Consider the following 23438-nt stretch of genomic DNA (forward strand, 5'->3'; position numbering starts at 1 on the left):
GGTCGCGCCCGTATCGGGACCGCCCGCGAGCCGGACCGACGCGGGTAGCGGCGGCAGCGGCCAGACAGCGTCGGCGTATAGGGCCACGGGCCCGCCGGACAGCACCGCCGCGCCCACCGTCGCCAGCCGCGAACCCGGTTCGACCCGCAGCCCCACGTCGGTACCGAACGAGTCCAGCGCTGTCGCCGCCGACACGTCGCTGGCGGTGGTCACCACGGCGGTCGCCCCCAGCGCGGTGGCGACGCGCTCGGCGAGCATGTTGGCACCGCCGCGGTGACCACCGACGAGGGCGACCGCCCACCGTCGGGCCTCGTCCACGCAGACCACGCCCGGGTCGGTGGCCTTGTCGACAAGCAGCGGCCCGAGCAGGCGTACTGTCGCGCCGGTCGCGAGGAAGCAGACCACGCCCGCGCACTCATCGACCGCGGCGGCGAGTGCGTCGCGGGCCGGGCCCGTGTAGACCCGGGCGTCCGGCCAGACCCGTGCGAGCTCCGCCGCGGCGGTGTGCCCGGCCGCGGTCACCGCGACCAGACCGACACCTTCTCCCCCGCCGTCACCTCGGGTCATGGCCTACCGCGAAACATCGTGCTTCCCCGCATCGTGCTTCCCAGCGTGTGCTCCCCACAGCAGGACGACCGGGTTGGTCGCCGCGAGTCGTAGCGCGCCGTCCGGCAACGGCCGCAGCCGGGCCGCGGCAAGCTGGCTTCCCGCGACCTCGAAACCGGCGCCGGCCAGGGCATCCCAGGTGGGACGGACCCGGTCGAGCGCGGCCAAGGCGACGACCACCGTCCGGCAGGCGCGACGGGCACAGGCCGCTACCACGTCCGGCCCACCGCCACCGACGAACACCGCGTCCGGTGTGGGCAGATCGGCGAGCACGCCGGGGGCGGCGCCCAGGACGACCTCGACGGCTACCCCGTGTGCACGTGCGTTGGCCTGGGTGCGTTCGCTCGCGTCGCGGTCGCGGTCGACGGCTATGACGGCCGCACCGAGGCGCGCGCACTCCACCGCGACCGCGCCACTGCCGGCACCGACGTCCCAGATGAGATCGCCGGGAGCTGGGCCGAGACGGGCCAGCGCCATGGCCCGTACCTCGAATTTGCTGATCATCGAGTCGCGGTGGGTGAATGCGGCTTCGGGGAGCGCCCAGCCCGGCGGGGACGCCCGGTGTGGGAAAAGCCAGCCAGCCGGATTGTGCTCTTCGCTCGTGGGCCGGCCCGTGCCAGGTCCGCCGGCATCCACCACGACGACCACGTTCGGGTCCCGCCAGTCGTGGCGTGCGGCGGCTTGGCGCGGCGTGCACCAGGTGGTCCGTTCCGTGGGCGTCCCGAGCTCCTCGGCGACGAACATCCGCCGTCGCAGGCTCCCGAGCGCGGCTCCCAGGGCGGCCGGGCCACTGGCCGGGCCGGTCAGCACCGCCACGGTGTGGTGGGCGCGGCAGGCGTTGACGGCCGGGCCTAGCCGGCGGCCGTGCGCGCTCACCACGATCGCGTCGTCCCAGGGCAGGCCGGCGCGCGCGAACGCGAGGGTGACCGAGGACGCCGCGGGCAGTATCTCGATGCCGGGACCGCCCGGAGCATCGGGATCATGTCCGCTGTCGAGAAGATGCCGTCGCAGCGCACGCAGGATGCCGAAGAACCCCGGGTCGCCGCTGGCGAGGAGCGCCGCTGGCCCACCACCGGCGGCCAGGTGCGCCGTCAGTGCGGCCAGGCCCGCTGTGACGTTGCCAAAAGTAACCGTTTGTGCGTTTCCGGTCAGGAAAGGCGCGACCGCGTCGAGGTGGCGGCGCCCGCCGAGCACCAGCGTGGCCGCGGCGAGGGCGCGGACGGCGGCGGGCGTGGGCGGCCGCCCGTCCCAGCCGATCACTGTCACCGTCGACGGAGACGTCAGCGCCAACGGAGACGTCAGCGGAGGCCTCACCGACATGGTCCGACCCACTCGTGTTCCGTGGCGGCGACGCAGGACATCCCGGTGAAGTCGACCATGGCGACCCGGGCGTGCAGGCGCCCGTCCGCGAACCGGGTGAGAACGTCCGCGACCTGGGCGCAGAGCAGATCGCCGGCGGCTCGCAGCAGACCGGCGGCCTCCCACAGCTCGTGGGCGTGACGCGCGGTGTTGGCGGCGGTGACCGCCGCCGCCAACACCGGGTCACCACCGGCGTCGAGCGTGATCGCGGCCAGCAGGTCCGGGGAGACCTTCGACCGGGTGTAGTGCGTCATCAGAACACCCGCGGCGAGTTTGGTCAGCTTGCCGGCCATCCCAACGAAGATCACGTCGGTTATGCCCACCTCGACCGCCCGGCGCAGCGCCGCCGCAGTGAAGTCGCCGACTTCGACGAAACATACCTCGGGCAGGGCCGGCAGCAGCCCGATGGCCGCTTTCTCGGTGCGCCCGCCCGTGGCGAGCACGATCGTGCGCTGCTGCTGGGCGGCGGCGACCGCGATGGCCTGTTCCACCGAGGCCTGCCACGACGCGGTGGAGAAGGGCCGCACGATGCCGGTGGTGCCGAGGATCGAGATCCCACCGAGGATGCCGAGGCGGGCGTTGGTGGTACGCCGTGCCATCCGTTCCCCGTCCGGGACACTGATCACGACCCGTAACCCGTGGGTGTCGAGGTCAACGACTTCGTTGACCGATTGGATGATCATTGATCGAGGTGTCGGGTTGATCGCCGCTTCGCCCACGGGCAGGCCGAGGCCGGGTTTCGTGACCACCCCGACGCCGGGTCCGCCGTCGATCTCGATACCGGCTGGCGCCCGCCATGCCACCGTCGCGGTCAGGCGCGCGCCGTGGGTGACGTCCGGGTCGTCCCCAGCATCCTTGACCACGACCGCCTCGGCCGCACGGCCGGCGTCGAGCACACAGCGTTCGACGAGGAAGGAGACGCGTTCGCCGGACGGCAGGCTGATGGTGACCTCGCGCTGGACGACGCCGGAGGCCAGCGCCGCGCTCGCGGCTTTCGCGGCGGCGGCCGAACACGTTCCGGTGCTCCAGCCAGTGCGCAGCGCATCCGACCGGATTCTGGCGGTGCGCGGCAAATCTGGTTCACGCAACGTGACCGGTCGGCGGACAGGCTTCGCGTCGTTCACGCCGGTGGCTCCCCGGCTTCCCGCGGACGCTCGGGCGATGGCTCGGGCGATGCCTCGAGGGGATGGTCGTGGGCTCGTAGCGCCATCCGGGCGGCGCGCTCGGCCCGGCGGAACCCATGGAAATGGCCGGGATGGTAAAGGTGTGAGCGGGTCCCGTCCGCGGCCAGCGCCGGGCCGACCAGCACCAGGGTGTGTTTCCACAGCTTGTGCGCACGGACCGTAGCGGCGAGGTCCGCCAGCGCGCACCGCACGATCAGTTCATCCGGCCAGCTCACCCGGTAGGCAACCACACAGGGTGTCTCCGGCGGATAGCCACCGTCGGTGAGCTCATCCTGGAGCTGGCCGGACCGGGCGGCCGACAGGAACAGCGCCATGGTCGTGCCGTGCCGGGCGAAGCCGGCGATGTCCTCGCCCGCGGGCATCGGGGTCTTGCCGCCGCCGAGCCTGGTCAAGATCACTGACTGTGCCACCTCGGGGATGGTCAGTTCACGTTGCACGGACGCGGCCGCGGCGGTGAAGCTGCTGACCCCGGGCACGATCGCCGTGGCGAGCCCGAGGGTGGCGCAGACCGCCAGCTGTTCCTGAATGGCTCCCCACAGCGCCGGGTCGCCGGAGTGGACCCGGGCCACGGCGAGCCCGTCGCGCGCCGCCCGCCGGTAGACGTCTCGGACACCTTCGAGCGGCAGTTCGGCCGAGTCGACGATCTCGGCGTCGCCGCGTGCGTGGGTGAGCACGTCCGGATGGACCAGTGAGGACGCCCAGATCACCACATCCGCCTGGCTGATCACCCGTGCGCCGCGCAGAGTGAGCAGGTCCGCGGCGCCCGGACCGGCCCCGACGAACGTCACCCGCCCCCCTGCCGGAGCGATCGCGGCACCGGCAGCGCCTCCCGCGCCTCCCGCGCCTCCCGCGCCGGCCGCGGCTTCGGTCAGCCCGGCCACTGCCGCCGCCGTATCGAGATCACCGTGGACAGGTAGGGGCCGGCCTGGTCGCGAGGCAGCTCACCGGCCGGGCGGATGTCGCAGTCCGCCAGGCCCAGGGCCGCGCCGTAAACGGCTGTGCCGCCGGCTCCGCCGAGCCGGTCGGCGTCGGCGAGGACGTCGAGGACCCGGGGCAGCGCGCGGCCCCCCTTGTAGGCGATGACCGTGTCGTGGTCGGCCACGGCCCGCCGGTAGGCGTCCACCCCCGCGGTCAGCGGCAGCAGCGCCACCGTCTCAGCGCCCACAGCCAGCACGGTGCCGGACCGGGCGGCGAGATCCTGGAGCGCCATGATCCCGGGGATGGTCTCGATGACGACGCCGGGCCGCAGCGCCCGAACCCGGGCGGCCAGCGTGGTGAAGGTCGAGTAGACGTTCGGGTCGCCGATCGTGGCAAACGCGATCCTTCCTCCCGGATGCGCACGCAACGCCTCCGCGACCACTCCCGCGGGGGTGTCGTAGTCGGCGTCGCCGGTCATCCGGAACGGCAGGTGACGGATACGATCATGGGTGATGTGCGCGCGGACGGTCGCCTCGGCTCGCCCCGGCGGTGGCGTCCCCTCGCTCACCGGGACGAACACAACCTCGGCATGCTCGAGGACGCCGACCGCCTTGATCGTTATCAGGTCCGGGTCGCCGGGGCCGACACCGACTCCGATCAGCAGGCTGTCCGCCAGCCGGTCGCCCGAGGCCGGCTGCGCGCTCATCGCGACCATCGCGGCCCGCTCTCGTGGCTCCCGTGCCTGGCCTGCTTCGCCGCCGCGACGAAGCGCGTGGCCGCACCGGGTACACCCGCCCAGTGCAGATGCAGGTAGGACGCGTGTACCCCAGCGCGCACGAAGCCCTCCGGTCGATCATCCCGATCGCCGCTTCCCGGCCGGCCGCCTCGGCTTTCGACACACCATGCCGGCCGTGCGGTCCCGGTGCGGGCGGTTTCGCGGGCAACCAGCACCGCTGTGCGGTGGAACTCGTGCGCGGTCACCGGGGTACCGGCTGTGGCAATCGGGCTGTCGCAGGCGGCCACGGCCCGTCGATAACCAAGGGTGAGCCGGGGGCTCATCGCGGTGTCGGCGTCGAGCACCCCGCACATCGGATGCCCGTCCAGGGAGCGGGCGAGGTACAGCAGGCCCGCGCACTCGGCGATGACCGGCGCGCCCCTGTCCGCCAGCGCCGTCACGTCGGCGCGCAGAGTCGTGTTCGCGGCGAGCGCGGATGCGTGTTCCTCGGGGAAGCCACCACCGATGATCAGCCCGTCGCAGCCGCTCGGCAGGGCCTCGTCCCGCAGCGGGTCGACAGTGATCACCTCGGCTCCCGCGGCCAGCAGCAACTCGACCTGTTCGGTGTAACCAAAGGTGAACGCCGGTCCGCCCGTGACCGCGATCCGCGCCGGCCGGTCCGACGCCGGTGCCGGTACCGCGGTGGGGATCGCGGTGGCCGGCGACCAGGGCCGCACGCGCAGCGGCGGTGCTGACCGGGCGAGCGCAAGTACGGCATCAAGATCGAATGATGCGGTAGCCAGCGCGCCGAGCGCGTCGACAGCCGCGGCCGCGGCCGCGGCCCGCTCGGCCGCGGGCATGAGCCCGAGATGCCGGGATGGCACCGCGGCCCGATCATCGCGGCGCGCGACGCCCAGCACGGCGATACCGAGACCGGCGACCGCGTCCCGCAGCAGCCGTTCGTGGCCGGCCGAGCCCACCCGGTTGAACACCACCCCGCCCAGGCGCACCCGGTCGTCCCAGGTGGCGAAGCCGTGCACGGTGGCGGCCACCGAGCGGCCCACGGCGGACGCGTCGAGCACCAGCACGACCGGGGCGTCGAGAAGGCGGGCCACATGGGCGGCCGAGGCGAAGTCGGCGGGCTGGCCGGGTTCGGGCAGTGACACCCCGTCGAACAGGCCCATCACGCCCTCGACTACGGCGATGTCGGCGCCGTGGGCGCCGTGGGCGAACAGCGGCGCGATCCGGTGCTCCCCGCAGAGGACAGCGTCGAGGTTGCGGCCGGGGCGCCCGCTGGCGACGGCGTGGTAGGTCGGGTCGATGTAGTCCGGCCCGACCTTGTGCGGGGAGACCCGCAGGCCGCGGGCGGTGAACGCGGCCATCAGCCCGGTCGCCACGGTGGTCTTGCCGGCACCGCTCGCCGGGGCGGCGATCACCAGCCGTGGGATCACCAGTTGTGGGATCACCGGCTGGGGCGGGCGCAGGCCCGGGGCGGTCACCATTCGATCCCCCGCTGGCCTTTTTGCCCGGCGTCCATCGGATGCTTCACCTTGGTCATCTCGGTGACCAGGTCGGCGGCGTCGACCAGCGCGGGCGGCGCGGCGCGGCCGGTCACCACGACATGCTGGCGTCCCGGGCGGGTACGCAGCACCTCGACGACTTCGTCGGTGTCGATCCATCCCCATGTCAGCGGGTAGGTCAGCTCGTCGAGGACGTAGAGCTGGTAGGTCTGCGCGGCGATGTCCCGGCGGATCTGCGCCCAGCCCTCGCGGGCGGCCTCGGCTGGTTCTGCCGTGGGGTCGATCCGGCGTTGTACCCAGCTCCACCCCTCGCCCATCTTGTGCCAGGTGACGGCGCCGCCCTCGCCGGTCGCGGCCAGGGCGCGCAGCGCCCGTTCCTCTCCGATTCGCCATTTCGCGGACTTGACGAACTGGAACACCCCGACATCCCAGCCCTGCGCCCAGCCCCGCAGCGCGAGCCCGAACGCCGCGGTCGACTTTCCCTTGCCATTGCCGGTATGGATGATCAGTAGTGCCCGGTCCCGGCGCGTTCGGGTGGTCAGGCCGTCGTCGGGCACGACGGTGGGCTGTCCCTGTGGCATGTCTAGGCGGCCTTCCGCGGATCGGCTCTACGCGGGCCAGCCGCACCCCTGGCCGCGCGGTTGGCCCTCTGGTAAGCCGTGGCTGACAGGGCGTCGATCGGGATGGCCGTACCGCCCAGCGCGGTCGCGAGGCGTCCAGCCAGGCCCAGGCGGACATGGCCGCTCTCGCAGTCGACGACGACGCTCGCCACGCCGGTGCGGGCCAGCGTTCGCGCGGCCGCGATCGGATCCGGGCCCGCGGTGGCACGGCCGTCGGTGACGACGATCAACAACGGCCGCCGGTGCGGGTCACGGCGGCGTTCGGTAGCGAGCAGGTCGCCCGCACGGGTAAGCCCGGCTGTGAGCGGGGTACGACCGCCGGTCGGCAGGGACGCGAGCCGTGCCGCGCCGACTTCCACGCTGGACGTCGGGGGCAGGACGAGGTCGGCGCGGGAACCCCTGAATATGATCATTCCGACCCGGTCGCGACGCTGATAGGCGTCCAGCAACAGGGACAGCACGGCGCCGGTGACCGTACGCATCCGGGCACGGGCGGCCATCGAACCGCTGGCGTCCACCACGAACAGGACGAGATTGCCCTCGCGTCCCTGGCGGACCGCCCCGCGCCGGTCAGCGGGACACAGCATGAGCCCTGGGCCGGTACGTCCACGGGCGTGCTGCCAGGGCGCGGCCGCTCGCAGGGTTGCCGGCAGGTGCAGGCCGGGCGCGTCCGGGGAGGTGGTGACGACCGCTCCGTGCGGGGTACGGGCGCGTGCGCGCCGACCGGCCGCGCCCGCAAGCGTCCCGGTGCCGGGGACCTCCAGGCGGCGCGGGCGAAACGACGGGCCAGGACTGCCGGCGCGACGTTGCGCCCGCGCCGCGCCACCGCCGGGTCCGGGCCCGCTGGGGCCGCCATCCCCACCGTCGGCGCCGCTGCCTTCCGCGGGACGCGGGGATGGGACGACGTCCGCTCCGGTCGCCCGTTCCGCTGTCGTTCCCGGCCCGCTCGGTGCCGGCCCCCCGCCGCTGCCTCCTCCGTGACCGCCGTCTCCCCCGCCTCCAGTGGGCGGGGCCGGGTCTGGATCTGTGCCTGTGCCTGTGCCTGTGCCTGGGTCGGCAGGCGGCGCTCCGGCGTGCGCCCGCGCATCGTCCTTGGCCCGCGCCTTGTCCTCGCAGGCCTCGTCCAACGCCTGGACGAGGGTTTCCTCATCCAGGCCGGGCGCGTCGAACGGGCCGCGGCGGCACCGGTGCGGCAGCGCCAGGAGGGCGGCGCGGCGGACGTCGTCGGTGTCGACGGTCACCCGGCCCTCCCACGCGGCCAGCGCCATCGCGGTGCGGGCCACGACCACGTCCGCGCGCATGCCGTCCACGTCGAACGCGGCGCAGACCGCGGTGACCTGACGCAGGACGGGATCGGGCAGCCCGACACCAGGCAGCCGTCCACGAGCGGTGAGGATTTTTGCCGCGAGTGTGGCCTCCGTATCGGTCCACCTGGCGGCGAAAGCGGCCGGGTCGGCGTCGTAGGCCAGCCGGCGGCGCACCACCTCGGCCCGCACCTGTGGCTGGCGGCTGGCGGCTACCTCGACGGTCAGCCCGAAGCGGTCCAGCAGTTGTGGGCGCAGCTCCCCCTCTTCGGGGTTCATCGTCCCGACCAGCAGAAAGCGGGCGGCGTGGCGGACGGACACCCCGTCGCGTTCGACGTGGGCGACGCCGAGCGCGGCCGCGTCCAACAGGAGGTCGACGAGATGGTCGTGCAGGAGGTTGACCTCGTCGACGTAGAGCACGCCCCGATGGGCGGCGGCGAGCAGCCCGGGGCGCAGCGCGGTGACGCCTTCGGCGAGCGCCCGGTCGAGGTCGATCGCCCCGGTGACCCTGTCTTCGGAGGCACCGACCGGCAGCTCGACCAGACGTGCCGCACGGGTGGCCGGCCGGGCCTCAGGTGGATGCGGCCCGTCGGGGCAGTCGGGCTCGGGCGCGCCCGGGTCGCAGGAGAACCGGCAGCCGGTCACCACGTTCACGGGCGGGAGCAGCACGGCAAGACCCCGCACCGCTGTGGACTTGGCAGTGCCCTTCTCTCCGCGGACGAGCACTCCGCCGATCGCTGGTGACACCGCGTTGAGCAGGAGCGCGAGCCGCAGGTCGTCCATGCCCACAACCGCGGACAGTGGGTAGGCCGTCATAGTGCCCTGCGCCGCTGTGCGCCGGATCGTACGTCGATCACCGGGTCATGAGCGTGCGTGGGCATACCGCGCTCCCCCCTCGGGTTTCCTCGCCCTCGGTAACGGTGCGGACGGCCGGAGTATCCTGACTTCCGGATCAGCGCTTCCTCTCGGCCTTCCAACCGCTGTCGCGGCCGTGACGTACGGTGAGAGGTTGCTCCCCGGTGACAGTGGCGGGACCGCGCCGGACTCCCACCGGCTTCCTCCACTGCCGTCGCGCTCCCCAGCATGACACACCGACCCACCCGCGGGCCCGCCTTCGCTCGAGCCCGGCCTGTGCACCCGACGCGTCCGGCGGCAATCCGCGGCTGAAGAGACCGGTGGTCATACCGGCCAGTCGATATTTCCGCTTTCGGATCGTGACGGCGACCCACCGTGGCCCGCGTTCGGCGTAGGCAAGTTACTGCCCCCGTGGGGACGCCTCGCACAGCTGGCGACATACGGTCGATTGCGACCGAAGGAATGACCCGTTGACATGCTGCGGACGAGCCGCGGCGGTCCGGCGCTCCCACCCGCAGCCGGTCGTGCGTCGCAATCAGGACGGAAGGATGATTTATGACCGCTGATAGCAAGCTGACCGCGCTCTCAAAGTATGAGATTTTCAAACGTACGCTCCATAAGGACGGAATTTTCTTTGTCCTGATCGCCGGCGCAAGATACGCGCGGGGTTTTTTGTTCGACAAACGGCACGGTACCCGAACGTCGATGCGCGTCGCTCTAGCGGATGATCTGACGATCGCAGGTGACAGAGAAACTGGTCACGATCTTGTACCAATGCCGGTCGGACCCTTTTGCGCTACCTTCAGAAAGCTTCGAATTCCAGCCGACGGCACGTTCGTTGACTTCGGTGCGGGAAATGCACGCACACTTCTCCTGGCCGCCGAATTCGGCTTCGGAAAAGTTATCGGTGTTGAATTTGCAAAAGAGTTCTGCGAACTCGGAAAAGGAAATATAGAGGCCTATCGGAAGCGTCGAGGAGGCAGCGTCGAGGCGCATATGGTGTGTATCGATGCCGCACGGTATAAAATTCAGCCGGATAATCGAGTATTCTTTTTCTTCAATCCTTTTGACGCGGATATTCTCAAGCAGGTAGTTGCCAACATCGAACATTCTGTCGCGGCCCACCCGCGGACCGCCTGGATTATTTACAGCAAACCTCGCCATGAGGAGGTTCTGGATTCTCTGTCCAGCCCGTGGGAAAAATCCAACGAGTTATCATATCGAGGTTTCGGGCGGGTACTGGCCTATCGGTTTATGCCATGAGCAAGAGTGGCACAGATTGTCATGTCAATCTCTGTCGGTAAGCAATTTTTCGTCACGTTCGCTAGGAGGAATTAACAGAGATGCCAGAATCGGCTCGGCCTGACAGTTCACCCACCGTCAGCGTGGTCATTCCGACCCTCAATGAGGCGGAAAATTTGCCGTACGTCTTCCCACGCCTGCCCGATGATGCCGAGATTGTCGTCGTCGATGGCCGTTCCAGTGACGGAACTGTTGACGTCGCTCGCTCCTTGCGGCCCGACGCCGTCATCGTGCATCAGACCCGCAGTGGCAAGGGAAACGCCGTGGCGTGTGGCTGTGCGGCGGCGACGGGCGATATTATCGTGATGCTTGACGCAGATGGGTCGGCCGACCCAGCCGAGATCCCCCAATTTATGCGGGCGCTCACTGCTGGTGCCGATTTTGCTAGAGGATCACGTTTTCTTCCCCTCGCCGGAAGCAACGACATCACGCCGCTGCGTCGGATGGGAAACCGATGCCTCAATGCGTTGGCTAATGCTTTGGTCCACGCTCGCTTCACCGATCTATGTTATGGCTACAACGCGTTCTGGCGGCGGTGCATACCAGTATTTGATCTTGATCCTGATGGTTGCGATCAAAAGCTCTGCTGGGGAGATGGCTTCGAGGTGGAGACGTTGATTAACATCCGGACCGCCCGAGCCGGCCTTCGTGTTGTCGAGGTGCCTAGTTTCGAGTACCGGCGGCTGCATGGCACAAGCAAACTCAATCCGATTTCCGATGGCCTTCGCGTTTTGTTTGTGATCGTAAAAGAATGGGGGCGATCTGGCAGTTGGCGACCACGATCAGAAATGCTACCAGCCGTAGCACTATGGATTGGCCCAGAGCAGTCTACCAGAGTGGACGGATCAACTTTTGAGGCGAGCCGTAAAGGGCATCATCACACTACCCGGCGTGGTGTATCACGATACCGCCGGGTCTGCGCTGACCGTGCTTGGAAGATCCGCTCGGCGGGACAATGTGAGGTCATCGGACAGCTTCCGCAGTGAGCACAGTGCTGCGGAATCAGTGTGATTTACCGGCCCTTCAACTCGAATTTGGTGAAAGGAAGGGGATTCGTGAACGATCTCCAGTCGGAGCTGCTCACCGCTGTCCCTGCTCACGCTATATGGCACCGACAGCCGACACCCACCGTCTCGGTTGTCATCTGTATCTTCACCGAGCGGCGTTGGGACGATATCGTCGCCGCGGTTGACAGCGTCCAGAACCAATGCCGCCAGCCGGCGGAGCTCATTATTGTCGTTGACCACAACGATGAGCTGCTCCAGCGCGCACGGAATTTCTTCGGGCATGTGATAGTAGTGGCCAGCAGTGGCGCGCGGGGGCTCAGCGGCGCACGAAATACAGGCGTTCAAATGGCTTCCGGTGATGTCGTGGTATTTCTCGATGACGACGCTCGGGCACGTCAGGAGTGGCTTGAACGCCTGCTTGCCCCGTACTCGGACCAGGCGGTGCAGGGTGTCGGTGGTCTCGTTGTCGCTGACTGGCCGACTGACCGCCCTGGCTGGTTCCCACCCGAGTTCGACTGGGTGGTGGGCTGCAGCTATGCGGGGATGCCGACAGCTCGCGAGCAGGTACGTAATCCGATCGGCGCGGCTATGTCGGTGCGAAAGTCCGCGTTCACTCGGGCTGGTGGCTTTACCGAGGGTGTCGGTCGGGTCCGTGCCGACACGTCCGGCTGCGACGAGACCGAATTTTTTATCCGACTTCGCCGAGTATTGCCAGAGGCAAAGATCATATATGAACCGAGTGCGGTCGTCGAACACCGTGTCACCACGGAACGGATATCGTTCGCGTATTTTCGCCGCCGCTGCTATGCGGAAGGGACGTCCACGGCGCTTGTCGCCCACCTGGTCGGCACTCAGGTGGCTCTGGCGGCCGAACGCCGGTATGTGCGAGATACCCTGCCCCGCGCGGTTGCCGGCAATCTGCGCAGCATCGACCGGTGGCCGCGCGCTGGTGCGCTGATGCTGGGTTTCATCATCACAAGTACCGGTTATCTGGTCCGGCGAAGCAATTTCGCAGTCTCGGCTGTGATGGCCGGCTGACATCTTGACGCGTCCACCGTGCTCAGCTGTCTGGAAGGGCTGCCGGGGAGGCACCATGATACCAATCCTACTTTACCATTCAGTGACCGATGACCCGCCACCAGGAATGGCTCGGTGGACGGTGTCCCCACGACGTTTCGCACAAGATGTCTCCATGATGGCCGATTCTGGTCGGACTGCTCTGACCGTGGCGGAGTTCGCCCTGCTGCTGGCGGCTGGTAACGTGCCCGACCAGGTGCTTGTCGTGACACTTGACGACGGTTTCGGGGACAACATCGAAGCCGTCCGCCAGCTGGCGGACAAGGGCTTGGCGGCTACCGTCTTCCTGACCACATCGTGGATCGGATGTGACGGTATGTTGACCGCCCGAGACCTGCGCGAGATCGTTGAGATCGGCGCAGAAATCGGCGCACACAGCCGTACCCATCGTCGGCTTGATGAAATTTCCAAGGCACAACTTGAGCAGGAGGTGGCCGGTTCTGGGGCGGACCTGTCCGCTCTTACAGGTATTCCTTGTCGGTCCTTTGCGTATCCGCATGGAAACTTCAACAGGACCGTCCGCGCGGCCGTTATAAAAGCTGGCTACGAATCGGCCTGTGCCGTGAAGAACACGATGTCCTGTTCTAGTGACGATCGATATGAAATCTCTCGTCTGACAGTTAAACAGAGTGTCTCGAAGGAGGATTTTCAAAAATTGCTAAACGGTCACGGAAAAATACCTCCCCGACATGAACTGCTACGTACCAGCGCGTTTCGCCTTGTGCGCCGTGGCCGGACCGCTCTGATCACTGGAACCCATCGGTGAACGGGCCCGATCAACCTTATCGGGCCCGTCCGGAGCTGCCCGCAACCATACGCCGCCGTCTGTTGTTGTCCGAGGCCGCTGGTTACATCGCCGGGCCGGGTTCGTACCTGGTGGGCCGGTGGCGGATACGCCATCCACGCAGATCAGCGTCGCGGTCCGATAAAGGAACAAGCAAACTGCTGCCAGCGTCAGCATGGTCTCGGGAATGGTCCGGGCCGGAATTTTTCCACCGGGCTGTCGCTGCCCTCGGCCGAAAAGAGGAGCGCCTGCAAAAGACTACCGCCATCTGGTGCGGACAGCTTGAACTCTCGGCGCCCGATGTGTTGCCAAGACATCCCCAGCATGGCGACGGCTCCCCGTATACGCAGGCACGGATCCTGCTGCGCATACATGGTGAGGCAGTCGGCTATGTTTTTGTTGATATCGGGCCGGTCGGACTGGAACAGGCCCGGGTCCTGGCCACCGCCGACAACGATGCGGAACTCGTCGGCCGGGTGCGGCGCCATCTTGCCGCTGACGGCCTGTCTGCTATGCAGGATCTGCGCCATGGCCTCAGCGATGTTGGGCTCGCCGCCGTTGATCGGCCCGCGGCAGAGGGCGAACCGCGGCCATCCCGGAATGCGTCCCCCCAGGTGTGTGGCGCCTGTGTCGATAACGGTATTCAGTCTGGTGGAGACACTGCTGTATATCCAGATAAACTGGTAAGTATCATCGTATGTACTCGTAACCGGCCAGATTCCTTACTTATTTGTCTGCATTCCTTGAAAAATCTTCTGTATCCGCATCTCGAGGCTGTCGTCGTTGACAACGCGCCGAGCGACGACGGCACTGCTCGTGTTTTTCAGAAGATGGTTGGAGATGACGGTCGATTTCGCTATGTGCGGGAAAATCGCGCGGGGTTGTCGTTTGCTCGTAATGCCGGGCTCGCGGCTGTAACTGGTCTGGTGACAGCTTTTACCGACGATGATGTCGAGGTCGATCCGGGTTGGCTCAACGGAATTCTTCGCGGATTTTCCCGGTGGGACACCGTGGCCTGTGTGACGGGTCTGGTGGCGGCGGCAAACCTGGACAGTCCGGCCGAACAGTACTTCGATGCCCGGGTGGCGTGGTCGACACGGTGTGAGCCACGGCTCTTCGACGGTAAGCCAGCCAATCGCTCAGGGCCTCTTCATCCTTTTGCGGCCGGCTCGTTCGGTGCGTTGGTCGCCGTCCGCACCGCGCTGCTGCGGGAGCTTGGCGGATTCGACAACGCGCTCGGGGTGGGTACACCCAGTCGCGGCGGTGAAGATCTCGATCTCCTCGTCCGGATTCTGCTTGCGGGCCATGTCATCGCCTATGAACCGGCTGCCGTGTCCTGGCACCACCACCGGGGAGATTTTCCGGCTCTTCGGCGGCAGATGTTCGGCTACGGCTGCGGCCTCTCCGCCTATCTGACGAAATATCTACTGAATCCCCGTATCGGTGGGCGACTGATTCTGCGGCTCCCGGCGGGCGTCACGCACCTTCGCCGGTTGCATTCACGAACATGTCTGGCCAAGACGGGATGACATGGTTCCTACTTTCTGGGAGTCGATATTTTGATCAACGCCTTTCAGCGTCGTGTACCGGAGTCGGTGATCGCAAAAGACCTGGCGCTGCTTGCACTCGCCGTGATGGCCGGGATCGCTGTGGTTGCGCCGAGCGGCCCGGCCCGGCCTGTCCTGGTGCTGCTGGCATTGCTGCTCCTGCCCGGCGCCGCCGTGCTCACTCGGCTCGACACACCTGATCCGCTTACCTGGCTGGGGCTCGCAATAGTGCTCAGCATGGCGGTGGATGCCGGAACAAGTTTGGTGATGCTGTGGTCAGGACTGTGGCATCCGATGGTGCTGGGAGCCGTTCTTGCTGCGGCGTCCATGGCGGCACTCATTATTGATCTTTGTATGCGGCCGAAGCAGGCGCATACCTGAGGGCAGAGATCGCGAACGGCGGAGAACTGATGACGACGGCATCCAGACTTGGCGGGCACTCCTCGCAGGGGCGGATTGTACCGGCGGTCGTCGAAGCCGCGTCACCGCTTCGACCCACCGGAAGTCAGGGTGACCGGGGCCTCGGCGAATCGTCGGCACGCCAGATCGCGCGCTGTATCGCCGCTGTCGGTCCGCTCCTGGCGGGTACCGCTCTGTGGGCCGCCTCGCTTCCTTCGATCTCCACCTACGACCTTGATGATTACGGACTTTCGCCGCGGCTTGGCGCGCTGTGGTATACGGGCTTGGCTGTGCTTGTGGTCGGCGCGGCAGCGAACCTGTGCCGGCGGCGGATGTCCGGGACTGTGGCCGGCGGGTATCTGGTTGCGCTCGCCACCGCGCTGTACGGCACGATTCCACTCATCGTCGATGAGCCTCGATACGCATGGACCTATAAGCACATCGGGGTCATTCGCTACATAGAGTTGCACGGCTCGGTGGACTGGAACATCGACATCTACCATCGTTGGCCTGGTTTCTTTGCGGCCTCAGGATTTTTCTCCGTACTCGGCGACAGGCCGGATCCGACATCTTACGCGGCCTGGGCAGAACTGTTCTTCACTCTTGTCAACGTGGTTCTCATCGTCGCCATCGCCCGGGTGCTGCTGCACGACAACCGGGTTTCCTGGACAGCAGCGACGATCTTTGTCGTGACGAACTGGGTGGGGCAGAGCTACTTCGCCCCCCAAGCGTTCGGCTACACGCTCACCCTCGGGCTCATGTTGATTCTCGTCTGGCAGTTCGGCGGAACCCACCACAGCGTGCTGGGCAGCCGGGTGAGCCGCTGCATACACCGGGTCACCCGCCGTCCGGTGGCGATGTGGCCCGCGCCGACCAAGGCGATCTGGCCGCGATCGGCGGCGATCGCCGTATTGCTGTTCCTGGATTTCGCTATTGTCGCCTCTCATCAACTCACGCCATATATTCTCATAGTCCAGGCGGGCGCTCTGGTGCTACTTGGGATACTTCGACCCCGATGGCTGGTAGGTGCCTTCGCGTTGACCGCTGTTGCGTTCCTGCTGCCGCATCTAGGCTATGTCAATCAACGGTACGGTCTGTTCACTGACATTAATCCACTTGCCAACACGGAGACCGTTGCATCGAGCACGGATACGCTGCCCGGTAAGACGTTCAACGTTACCTGCGGTAGGCTTCTCACGGCTGTGATCGCTGTTGCGGCACTGGCTGGTGCCGTCCGTCTGCTCCGCAGGAGTGACGGCAGGGCGGTGGCACTGCTTGTGCTGGCCACCACGCCGATCATCCTGATCTTCGGCCAGAATTATGGTGGTGAGGCAATTCTGCGGGTGGTACTGTTTGCGCTGCCGTGGTGCGCGATCCTGGCCGCGGTTGCGGTCGCCGGTGCTTCACCTGCAGCTGCGCTGGCCGGTGCTCGGTCGGCGATGCGCGGATCCCGGCGGTACCTCCGTGTCGCCGGCCGGTATTCACTGATGGCCGCCACGCTGCTTACCTGCGCGGCATTGTTTGTTCCGGCCTACTTCGGCCAGGATGAGATCGATCTCATGAGTCACGACCAGGTCGAGGCCAACCGCTATCTGTATGCCCACGGTCGACCGGGTTCAGTGATCATGAATATTGACTCCAACGCACCGGTCCGGTCCAGCGACAACTACAATCTCTTCTTCGATGAATCCCTGTTCCGTGACGAGAAATTCAGATATCGTCCGCTCGGGGCCGCTGACGTTGACGATGTGGTCGCGACAATGCACGCCTACGCGCCGTCCGGTTATCTGGTTTTCACCCCCAGTACCGAGGAGTTCGCCCGGGTTTTTCAGCTCACTCCGCCGGGTGCTATCGCGTCGTTGGAACACGCGATAGCGGAGTCGACGTCATTCATCCCCTTCTATATCGGGCCGAATACCCGAGTCTATGCGTTACGTACGGCATCCTGATCCGTGCCGTGAGCCAAACCTGCAGCTGGAACCGGAGGAGGGCCGTCGTGACACCCAGGCCGGACCGCCTGCTGTACCGCAACGGGCTGGCGCTTGCGTGCAGTGCCGGGTTGTCGGCATTGCTCGGAGCCGGTTACTGGGCGCTGGCGGCACGTACCACGAATCAGTCGTCGGTGGGTGCAGCGACTGCGCTGGTGTCGGCGATGATGGCACTTTCTCTGATCGGTCAGCTCAACCTCGGAAATGCCCTGACCTCATTTCTCCCGCGGGCCGGCTATTATCGGTTCAAGATCGTGTTGAGAAGTTACGCGGGATCAGCATTGCTGAGCATCCTGCTGGGCGCAGGCTTCGCTTTGGTGGCGCCCCGGATAAGCTCCGCCTTCGAGATGCTCACCTCAACCGGCATGGTAGTTCTTTTCGCGCTGTCGGTAGGCATCTGGACGTTGTTCATCATGCAGGATGCAGTCTTGGCCGCGCTTCGCCGCGCGCCATGGGTACCGGTGGAGAACGTTTTTTTTAACATCACCAAATTTCTGTTGCTCTTGACTTTCGGCGGCGGGTCGGTAGCGGTGCTGTACGGGTCATGGATCGTACCTGCCGGAATCGCGGTTGTCACGGTTTCCTGGTTGCTTTTCCGAAAGCTTCTTCCGACGCGCGCCACGCCGGCTCCCGATAGCGGGATGCGCAATTTCGGGCGGTTTCTTGCTGGCGAGAGCATCACTATGCTTTTCGAGCGGGTCGGTGTGACACTTGTTCCCCTCCTTGTCGTGGTGATGGTCGGCCCGGCAGCGGGCGCCCCCTTCGCACTTTCCTGGATGATTATGCAGGCGCTCGAAGCGCTGATCTTCGGGTTCGGCCTGTCGCTCATCGTGGAAGGCGCCCAAGCTGGGGCCGACGTAGTCCTCATGCACCGCGAGCTGCGTCGGCTTGCGCTGCTCGGCGTCGGCGCAATTGTGTTGGTCGCTGAAATCGGAGCGCCGTTGCTGTTGCGGATTTTCGGCGCGGGCTACGAGAACGCCGCCACCGTGTTCCGCCTGCTGCTGCTCGGTCCGCTGCCCGCGACAGTCGTGATACTGGGTGTCAGCACCGCCCGCGCGCAGCGCAGAATGAGGCGAATCGTAGGCGTTCACATGAGTATTGCCGTGCTGGTGCCGGTGAGCGCGGTACTGCTCGGCCATTTGTACGGCGTGGTCGGTGTCGGTGCAGCCTGGTTGGCGGTGCAAATGGTTGTTGCCACCGGCATGCTGCTCACCGAGTCGAGAGGGCAGCGCGCCGTCCGGGCCCGTCCACCGCGCCCGGGGGACTCCGCCGGCCACCGTGGGTTCACCATTTTTCGGGTTGTTCCGCGTGCACCCCTCGTAGCGCACGCCCAGCTCGATAACGAGGTTCCGAATTCCGCGGCCGGGCGGAATGCTGACTGATCTGGCGATTGATTCCATGCCAGACCATGCGTAGGCAGACAAGCCCGAAGGGGGCCAGGTCGTCGACGGCGAACCATGCCTTCTCGGTAACTCCATGTAGCGATCGCATCCATGATCGAACATTCAGCTCGCCGCGATATCGATATCCGAGTGCGGCGATCGGGTCGAGGATTTCGACGACGAAACGGCGGCCATTCATCGGCGCACCGATCGGTATTGGTTGACCGGTCAGATCCAGGTAGGCGGCCTGCACCAGATCGATGCCGGCAGTATTCTGAAACAAGCGGAACTGCGCGCCGAGACGCGGGTTGAAATCGAGCATCTTGTATTGTTTGTCGCGGTTGTCCCAGCGAAGATCAATATCAAGAATTCCACGGAAGGATATCTGTGTCAGCAGTTTTTCGATCTGCCGGCTCAGCCGTTCGTTTTCCACTGAACGACCAAGACACGTCACCCCGAAATGAGGTGGATAAGAACGTTCTTTGATTCCAGTGAAAGCCGGCCGGCACATCGAACGAAAATCACAGTAGCCATGAAAAAACCAGTTGTCCCGTGGCCCGGCAGGGATGTACTCCTGCAACAGGAGAGCGACTCCTTCAACCTGCTCGCACCGATGATAGTACTCGACGAGTTCGTCGCGGGTATGGATCATGGATGTGCTTCGCAGCTGCTGACTGCGTCCGCGTCGCCATTGACAGGTCAGCTTGGCGACAAGGGGCAGGCCGTTTCCGGCCGCGAATTCCTCGGCCTCAGCGAGTGAGGTGGGCATTGCTGTCGTCGCGCACGGCACGTTGAGTTCCCGGCACATCTTGTACAGCAGGTACTTATCCGCCAGCCGGCGCGGAAGATCGTGCGGTGGAGTCGGGAAAATGAACCATGGCCGCAACTCGTCGCCGTGTTCGGCGACGAAGACCGCGCTGGCGTCGTCGACCGGAATGAGAACGGCCGGCCGGCCGATGTGGGCCGCCAGCCGCAACAGCCCGTGCCTCAGCAGCGCGGCATCCTCAGGGTCTGGATGCCAGAACATGCGGCCATGCAGATAGCGTGAACTGGCCGCGGGAGCCAGCCTGTCCTCGTGCACGCCGTAGACTGGGATCCCGAGGCGGCCAAGACTTCTGATCACGCCGAGCCCACCATGATAAAATGGATCTGGAAGAATTTTGAGGACGACAGCCGGGATTTCGGTGTCGAAGTGCTCCACGGGGGGCCTTACATCAATTCGGTGCAATCTTGGCTGCATTCGCCTAGCATTTCATCGACCCATGACTTCGGCACCTCGGGCCGCCTTTCGTGATTATCGGAAATATCCGTAGTGCGACCTGCTCGATTATTGGCCCGAAAGACAGCGGATGAAGGATGATCGCGGAATACGATTGATCGATCACACGAATGGCGCTGGTCATGCTTGAAGGTACGAGTACACTGCTACCCAGTCGATCTGTACTGCCCCGCTCGTACTGGCTGCGGGGGAAAGATCAAGAGATGACTCGGTCTGGATAACCCAGTGCATCGGCGTGTTGGGTATCCTGCCGGTCGAGCTACCGATGGACCGGTCATCGAGGATGAAATCTACCTTCTCCGGGGTCCATTCGATGCTGGCGGTGTGCCACGCTGTGTACGTTACCGTGGTGCCGAACCCGTCCTGGTCGCCGCCAGACGTTCCGTCCTGTCGATGCATGAACGCGCCGATGGTTCCAGACAGATCGCCTTCGGGAAAGTCGATTTCTCCGTCGCGCGGCCATGTCCCGCTGTCGGGCCACAAAAGCCAGGCGGTCTTGAAACCGACGAGCGGATCCGCCCGGAAGCGGATGGTGAACTTGCCGTACAACTGGCCCTGGTAAGCCGTGGAGGTGCCGGGCAGCACAGGGAGCAGGGCTGCCCCCATGGGCGTTCCATTCACAGTGTGCAGATTGCAGCGAAGAATACCGGCCTGGACGCTCACCACCTTACTAGGATAATAACGCGATTTTGCCCCGTTTTGACCCGCGGTGTCCGGTGTTCCGTCCGGATAGACATTCCACCTGCCCTGATATGCGGCCGCAGTTGGGAAGCCGCCGACCGGCGTATCGGTGACGAAATCGTCGGCGAAGACCTGTTTCCAGCCGGGAAGATCTCCGCGTGGCATTGCCACACCGGACGCACTGGGGGCGCTGGGGGTCGTGGCTGACCTCGCTATGGGTTGCAGGGATTTCGATGTTGAGGCGGTGTCGGATGCGACCGGTATCTGACAGGCCGCGAGTACGACGCTCACCAGCATGGCCACTACAGTGACGCCGATGCATTGAGGTGGCAGAAAACGGCGCATAACTGCCACAGATGGTGCGTTCTTCGGAATATGGATTTTACGCCTCTTTTATTGGTCTACCCCCACATCCCCTCGGCGCGAGACGCTAGCAGCGGTCGCCAGGTTCATTCAAGACTATATGTCAACTGTTAAACACTGTAATCACAACCGACAACCATAATTATCCACCCAGTTGTCGGCGCGAGTAAATTTAGCCATACCGTGACATAAATTGTGCGCTCTGTTGATGCGCCGACCGGTGCCGGATTGTGTTTCGCGGCGACGATAATGGTCACTGGTGGTCCCACATATGCTTTAGCTCGAATACCTCCAGGGTATGAGGGTAGGGACTGCTCCCATAGCGGGCGTTTGCCTTGAGGGGGCCATGGTGAAGGCGATGAAACCAGCCGAGCGCGACCGGCCGAGCGCCACGAGAACGCCAGAGCATCAGCACCAACGGCGGGCGCCGGTTGGGGAGCTCGGCGAGTGGTGCCACGACCTTCGGCAGCCGATCGCCGCGATCGAGGCAGCGGTGTGGGCAGCACTCACCGATCCGGATGTCGGCCCGGAAGTTCGACGCTGGCTGGATCGGGTGCTGCTGGAGGCGGACCGGCTCGCGGTGCTGGTGGACAGCGCCGCTGGTGGCGTCTGCATCCGGCTGGTTGACCTTTCCGAGCTGCTCGCGGAAGCAGGGGCCTACTGGGACCGAGTGGTCCCGGCACAGGTCCGGCACCGGTCGGGGACTGCCGCCCCGCTCGCCCCGGTGGTGGCCGATCCGGTCATGCTACGGCGGGTTGTCGACAATCTTGTCGCCAACGCCGCTCAGGCCGCCGGATCGTCAGGCCGAGTCGAGCTGACAGCTACGCCGATGGCGGATGACGGATGGATGGCGGTCGAAGTCGACGATGACGGAGCCGGATTCGCCGGTAAACCAGCGAATTCCGCTGGTTTGGGGCTGAAAATTGTCCAGGAGACGGTCGAAAGATTCGACGGGCGGGTGGAAATCGGCTCGAGCCCACTGGGCGGTGCCCGCCTGCGGCTCCTGTTGCCCGCGGCAGATGCCCAGCAGGCTATGTCGTGAGGGTGGTGCTCTGCGACGATCATCAAATGTTCGTCGAGGCACTGGGCGCTGTGTTGACCGCGCGCGGGTGGACGGTCTGTGAGCTGGCCTTCACCGCGGCCGACGCGGAGGCCGCGATCCGTTTTCACCGGCCCGATGTTGGGTTGATGGACCTGCGTTTCCTGGACGGCGACGGCCTCGGCGTGATCAAATCCCTTGCTGATCTAGCGCCGGAGACCAGGCTGGTACTGGTCACCGGCTCCACCGACGCCGCGTCGATCAGGGCGGCCATCGACGCCGGGGTGAGCGGTTTTGCCTCCAAGACGCAGGAGATCGAACGGATCATCGCTATCGCGGATCGAGTCGGCAGAGGTAAGGCAATGATCGATTCGGATGTTGTGGAGCGAGCCGTGCGGGCCCCCCGCAGCTCCGGTGAGCTGGCTGCAGTCGACGATCTCCTGACCAGCCGCGAGCGGGAGGTGCTTGCCCGGCTTGGGCGTGGGCAGAGCACCGCGGTTCTCGCCAAGGATCTCGGTATCACGGCCAATACCGCCCGCTCGCACATTCAGAACGTGCTGAACAAGCTCGGCGTACACAGCCGGATGGAGGCCGCAGCGCTGGCGGTCCGGGTACGGCTCATGGACCGCGTCGACTGACCACGTTCCCCACCGGCGGTGTCACCACCTGGCCAGGTCATCGATCAGCCACATTGACGCATGGCGGTATCCGTGGCGTAGTAGCCATCCGATGGTTGGAGGATGACCTGAAGAAGGTCGTGGGGTATCAATTGTGCATGACACCGAGTCGGGTACTGATCCTCGATTCCCAGCGGGCTGTCAGCGGCGCGCTCGCCGTTGCGCTCCATGCCGAGCATGATTTCGAGGTGGTAAAAACTGTACACACCGTTGAGGCGGCAGTCACGGTGTTGGGGATACTCGATGTGGACATCCTGTTGCTGGACGCGGAGCTGCTCCGCGGAGATGGCGTCGACATTATCCGGGAGCTGCTGCTGCGACGGTCCGACCGGTTGCCAATCGTCGTCATGACTGACATTGAAGATTCTCGTCTGGCTACCGAGGCGGTACGGGCCGGAGTGTCCTCATGGGTGCCGAAAAGGCTCGGTCTGCAACATCTGATGTCGGTCCTACGGGGCGCCCGTAACGGCGAGAGCTGGTTTCCGCCGCCGCTGCTCGGGGCAGTCCTCACCGATCTGGCCCGCCCACAGCCATCCCCGGCGGAGGAAAAAATCTCAACTCTCACGAGCCGTGAGCGTGAGATCCTTCAGTGCATGGTGAACGGGTTTGACCGCACCGCGATGGCGAGGCGTCTTTTCCTCTCGTCCAACACGGTGCGTACTCATATCCAGAATCTGCTCGGAAAGCTCGACGTCCATTCGGCGCAGGAGGCGGTTGCCCTGGCCGCACGTGCCGGGATCAGCGGTGACGAAGCGCCTGACGCCAGACCGTTCTCACATCTCAATCCGCATCTCTCACATTAGGCGTTAGCCGGGTCGAGGGACCGCGGGTG

The 23438-nt window shown here is 65.7% G+C and carries 22 protein-coding genes and 1 riboswitch; of the genes, 11 read left to right on the forward strand and 11 right to left on the reverse strand.

Annotation, left to right across the window (positions count from 1 at the left end; all coding sequences use genetic code 11):
* From MJ797_RS13320 to MJ797_RS13355, 8 genes are all read right to left on the reverse strand, one after another.
* A partial coding sequence (locus MJ797_RS13320; RefSeq protein ID WP_374582129.1) for a cobalamin biosynthesis central domain-containing protein occupies positions 1-567 on the reverse strand: 567 nt, incomplete at its 3' end.
* 3 nt (positions 568-570) lie between these two features.
* Complete coding sequence (gene cbiE / locus MJ797_RS13325; RefSeq protein WP_239334656.1) at positions 571-1926, reverse strand: precorrin-6y C5,15-methyltransferase (decarboxylating) subunit CbiE; 1356 nt, start codon at positions 1924-1926, stop codon at positions 571-573.
* Positions 1917-3089, reverse strand: a complete 1173-nt coding sequence (locus MJ797_RS13330; RefSeq protein ID WP_239334657.1) for a cobalt-precorrin-5B (C(1))-methyltransferase — start codon at positions 3087-3089, stop codon at positions 1917-1919. Before MJ797_RS13330 ends, cbiE begins: the two co-directional genes overlap by 10 nt.
* Entirely contained in the window at positions 3086-3937 is an 852-nt protein-coding gene (cobM, locus tag MJ797_RS13335) for a precorrin-4 C(11)-methyltransferase (protein ID WP_239334658.1), read from the reverse strand. The genes MJ797_RS13330 and cobM overlap by 4 nt, the downstream gene beginning before the upstream one ends.
* 80 nt (positions 3938-4017) lie before the next feature.
* A complete protein-coding gene (cobI, locus tag MJ797_RS13340; protein WP_239334659.1) occupies positions 4018-4773 on the reverse strand; it encodes a precorrin-2 C(20)-methyltransferase in 756 nt (251 codons plus the stop codon).
* Positions 4770-6245 (reverse strand): cobyrinate a,c-diamide synthase, encoded by a 1476-nt coding sequence (locus MJ797_RS13345; protein ID WP_374582144.1) that lies wholly within the window; start codon positions 6243-6245, stop codon positions 4770-4772. The genes cobI and MJ797_RS13345 overlap by 4 nt, the downstream gene beginning before the upstream one ends.
* Before the next feature lie 32 nt (positions 6246-6277).
* Entirely contained in the window at positions 6278-6883 is a 606-nt protein-coding gene (cobO, locus tag MJ797_RS13350) for a cob(I)yrinic acid a,c-diamide adenosyltransferase (protein WP_239334661.1), read from the reverse strand.
* 2 nt (positions 6884-6885) lie between these two features.
* The gene (locus tag MJ797_RS13355) at positions 6886-9042 is read right to left on the reverse strand and encodes a VWA domain-containing protein (protein ID WP_239334662.1); all 2157 of its coding nucleotides are present in this window, start codon (positions 9040-9042) and stop codon (positions 6886-6888) included.
* A gap of 117 nt (positions 9043-9159) precedes the next feature.
* Positions 9160-9287, reverse strand: a riboswitch (cobalamin riboswitch).
* Between the two features lie 349 nt (positions 9288-9636).
* Here MJ797_RS13355 and MJ797_RS13360 point away from each other — a divergent pair.
* The 4 genes from MJ797_RS13360 (at position 9637) to MJ797_RS13375 (ending at position 13233) form a co-directional block, all read left to right on the forward strand.
* The gene (locus MJ797_RS13360; RefSeq protein ID WP_239334663.1) at positions 9637-10344 is read left to right on the forward strand and encodes a class I SAM-dependent methyltransferase; all 708 of its coding nucleotides are present in this window, start codon (positions 9637-9639) and stop codon (positions 10342-10344) included.
* Between the two features lie 80 nt (positions 10345-10424).
* Positions 10425-11369: a glycosyltransferase family 2 protein gene (locus MJ797_RS13365; RefSeq protein WP_239334664.1), complete on the forward strand. Its 945-nt coding sequence runs from the start codon at positions 10425-10427 to the stop codon at positions 11367-11369.
* A gap of 69 nt (positions 11370-11438) precedes the next feature.
* Positions 11439-12428 carry a glycosyltransferase family 2 protein gene (locus MJ797_RS13370; RefSeq protein ID WP_239334665.1) on the forward strand — a complete coding sequence of 330 codons (990 nt, stop codon included), beginning with the start codon at positions 11439-11441 and terminating at the stop codon, positions 12426-12428.
* Positions 12429-12582: 154 nt separating this feature from the next.
* Positions 12583-13233, forward strand: a complete 651-nt coding sequence (locus MJ797_RS13375; protein ID WP_239334666.1) for a polysaccharide deacetylase family protein — start codon at positions 12583-12585, stop codon at positions 13231-13233.
* A gap of 188 nt (positions 13234-13421) precedes the next feature.
* On the opposite strand, the gene MJ797_RS13380 is transcribed toward MJ797_RS13375, so the two are convergent.
* Positions 13422-13781, reverse strand: a complete 360-nt coding sequence (locus tag MJ797_RS13380) for a hypothetical protein (RefSeq protein ID WP_239334667.1) — start codon at positions 13779-13781, stop codon at positions 13422-13424.
* Here MJ797_RS13380 and MJ797_RS13385 point away from each other — a divergent pair.
* The 4 genes from MJ797_RS13385 (at position 13764) to MJ797_RS13400 (ending at position 18567) form a co-directional block, all read left to right on the forward strand.
* Positions 13764-14780 (forward strand): glycosyltransferase family 2 protein, encoded by a 1017-nt coding sequence (locus MJ797_RS13385; RefSeq protein WP_239334668.1) that lies wholly within the window; start codon positions 13764-13766, stop codon positions 14778-14780. The genes MJ797_RS13380 and MJ797_RS13385 overlap by 18 nt on opposite strands.
* A 66-nt stretch (positions 14781-14846) precedes the next feature.
* Positions 14847-15179, forward strand: coding sequence for a hypothetical protein (locus MJ797_RS13390; protein WP_239334669.1), 333 nt, complete (start codon positions 14847-14849; stop codon positions 15177-15179).
* A 29-nt stretch (positions 15180-15208) separates the two neighbouring features.
* On the forward strand, positions 15209-17146 hold the full coding sequence (locus MJ797_RS13395) for a hypothetical protein (RefSeq protein ID WP_239334670.1): 1938 nt from the start codon (positions 15209-15211) through the stop codon (positions 17144-17146).
* Between the two features lie 47 nt (positions 17147-17193).
* Complete coding sequence (locus tag MJ797_RS13400) at positions 17194-18567, forward strand: lipopolysaccharide biosynthesis protein (protein WP_239334672.1); 1374 nt, start codon at positions 17194-17196, stop codon at positions 18565-18567.
* Here MJ797_RS13400 and MJ797_RS13405 read toward each other — a convergent pair.
* Positions 18470-19768, reverse strand: a complete 1299-nt coding sequence (locus MJ797_RS13405) for a hypothetical protein (protein ID WP_239334674.1) — start codon at positions 19766-19768, stop codon at positions 18470-18472. The two genes, MJ797_RS13400 and MJ797_RS13405, sit on opposite strands and share 98 nt — an antisense overlap.
* Positions 19769-19966: 198 nt before the next feature.
* Positions 19967-20692 carry a glycoside hydrolase family 16 protein gene (locus MJ797_RS13410; protein WP_239334676.1) on the reverse strand — a complete coding sequence of 242 codons (726 nt, stop codon included), beginning with the start codon at positions 20690-20692 and terminating at the stop codon, positions 19967-19969.
* Between the two features lie 556 nt (positions 20693-21248).
* Between MJ797_RS13410 and MJ797_RS13415 the strand changes: the two genes are divergently transcribed.
* From MJ797_RS13415 to MJ797_RS13425, 3 genes are all read left to right on the forward strand, one after another.
* Entirely contained in the window at positions 21249-21932 is a 684-nt protein-coding gene (locus MJ797_RS13415; protein WP_239334678.1) for a sensor histidine kinase KdpD, read from the forward strand.
* Entirely contained in the window at positions 21929-22567 is a 639-nt protein-coding gene (locus tag MJ797_RS13420; protein WP_239334680.1) for a response regulator transcription factor, read from the forward strand. Before MJ797_RS13415 ends, MJ797_RS13420 begins: the two co-directional genes overlap by 4 nt.
* 137 nt (positions 22568-22704) lie before the next feature.
* Positions 22705-23409, forward strand: coding sequence for a response regulator transcription factor (locus MJ797_RS13425; protein WP_239334682.1), 705 nt, complete (start codon positions 22705-22707; stop codon positions 23407-23409).
* The last annotated feature ends 29 nt before the right edge of the window (positions 23410-23438 follow it).

Origin of the sequence: Protofrankia sp. CiP3 (assembly GCF_917627345.1) — a bacterium.
Lineage (GTDB): Bacteria > Actinomycetota > Actinomycetes > Frankiales > Frankiaceae > Protofrankia.

Bases quoted from the DNA above. Each gene is read 5' to 3' on its own strand.
- cbiE (WP_239334656.1), bottom strand. From the start codon at position 1,926: ATGTCGGTGAGGCCTCCGCTGACGTCTCCGTTGGCGCTGACGTCTCCG.
- cobI (WP_239334659.1), bottom strand. From the start codon at position 4,773: ATGAGCGCGCAGCCGGCCTCGGGCGACCGGCTGGCGGACAGCCTGCTG.
- cobO (WP_239334661.1), bottom strand. From the start codon at position 6,883: ATGCCACAGGGACAGCCCACCGTCGTGCCCGACGACGGCCTGACCACC.
- MJ797_RS13355 (WP_239334662.1), bottom strand. From the start codon at position 9,042: ATGACGGCCTACCCACTGTCCGCGGTTGTGGGCATGGACGACCTGCGG.
- MJ797_RS13360 (WP_239334663.1), top strand. From the start codon at position 9,637: ATGACCGCTGATAGCAAGCTGACCGCGCTCTCAAAGTATGAGATTTTC.
- MJ797_RS13365 (WP_239334664.1), top strand. From the start codon at position 10,425: ATGCCAGAATCGGCTCGGCCTGACAGTTCACCCACCGTCAGCGTGGTC.
- MJ797_RS13375 (WP_239334666.1), top strand. From the start codon at position 12,583: ATGATGGCCGATTCTGGTCGGACTGCTCTGACCGTGGCGGAGTTCGCC.
- MJ797_RS13385 (WP_239334668.1), top strand. From the start codon at position 13,764: ATGCAGGATCTGCGCCATGGCCTCAGCGATGTTGGGCTCGCCGCCGTT.
- MJ797_RS13380 (WP_239334667.1), bottom strand. From the start codon at position 13,781: ATGGCGCAGATCCTGCATAGCAGACAGGCCGTCAGCGGCAAGATGGCG.
- MJ797_RS13395 (WP_239334670.1), top strand. From the start codon at position 15,209: ATGACGACGGCATCCAGACTTGGCGGGCACTCCTCGCAGGGGCGGATT.
- MJ797_RS13410 (WP_239334676.1), bottom strand. From the start codon at position 20,692: ATGCCACGCGGAGATCTTCCCGGCTGGAAACAGGTCTTCGCCGACGAT.
- MJ797_RS13415 (WP_239334678.1), top strand. From the start codon at position 21,249: ATGAAACCAGCCGAGCGCGACCGGCCGAGCGCCACGAGAACGCCAGAG.
- MJ797_RS13425 (WP_239334682.1), top strand. From the start codon at position 22,705: ATGACACCGAGTCGGGTACTGATCCTCGATTCCCAGCGGGCTGTCAGC.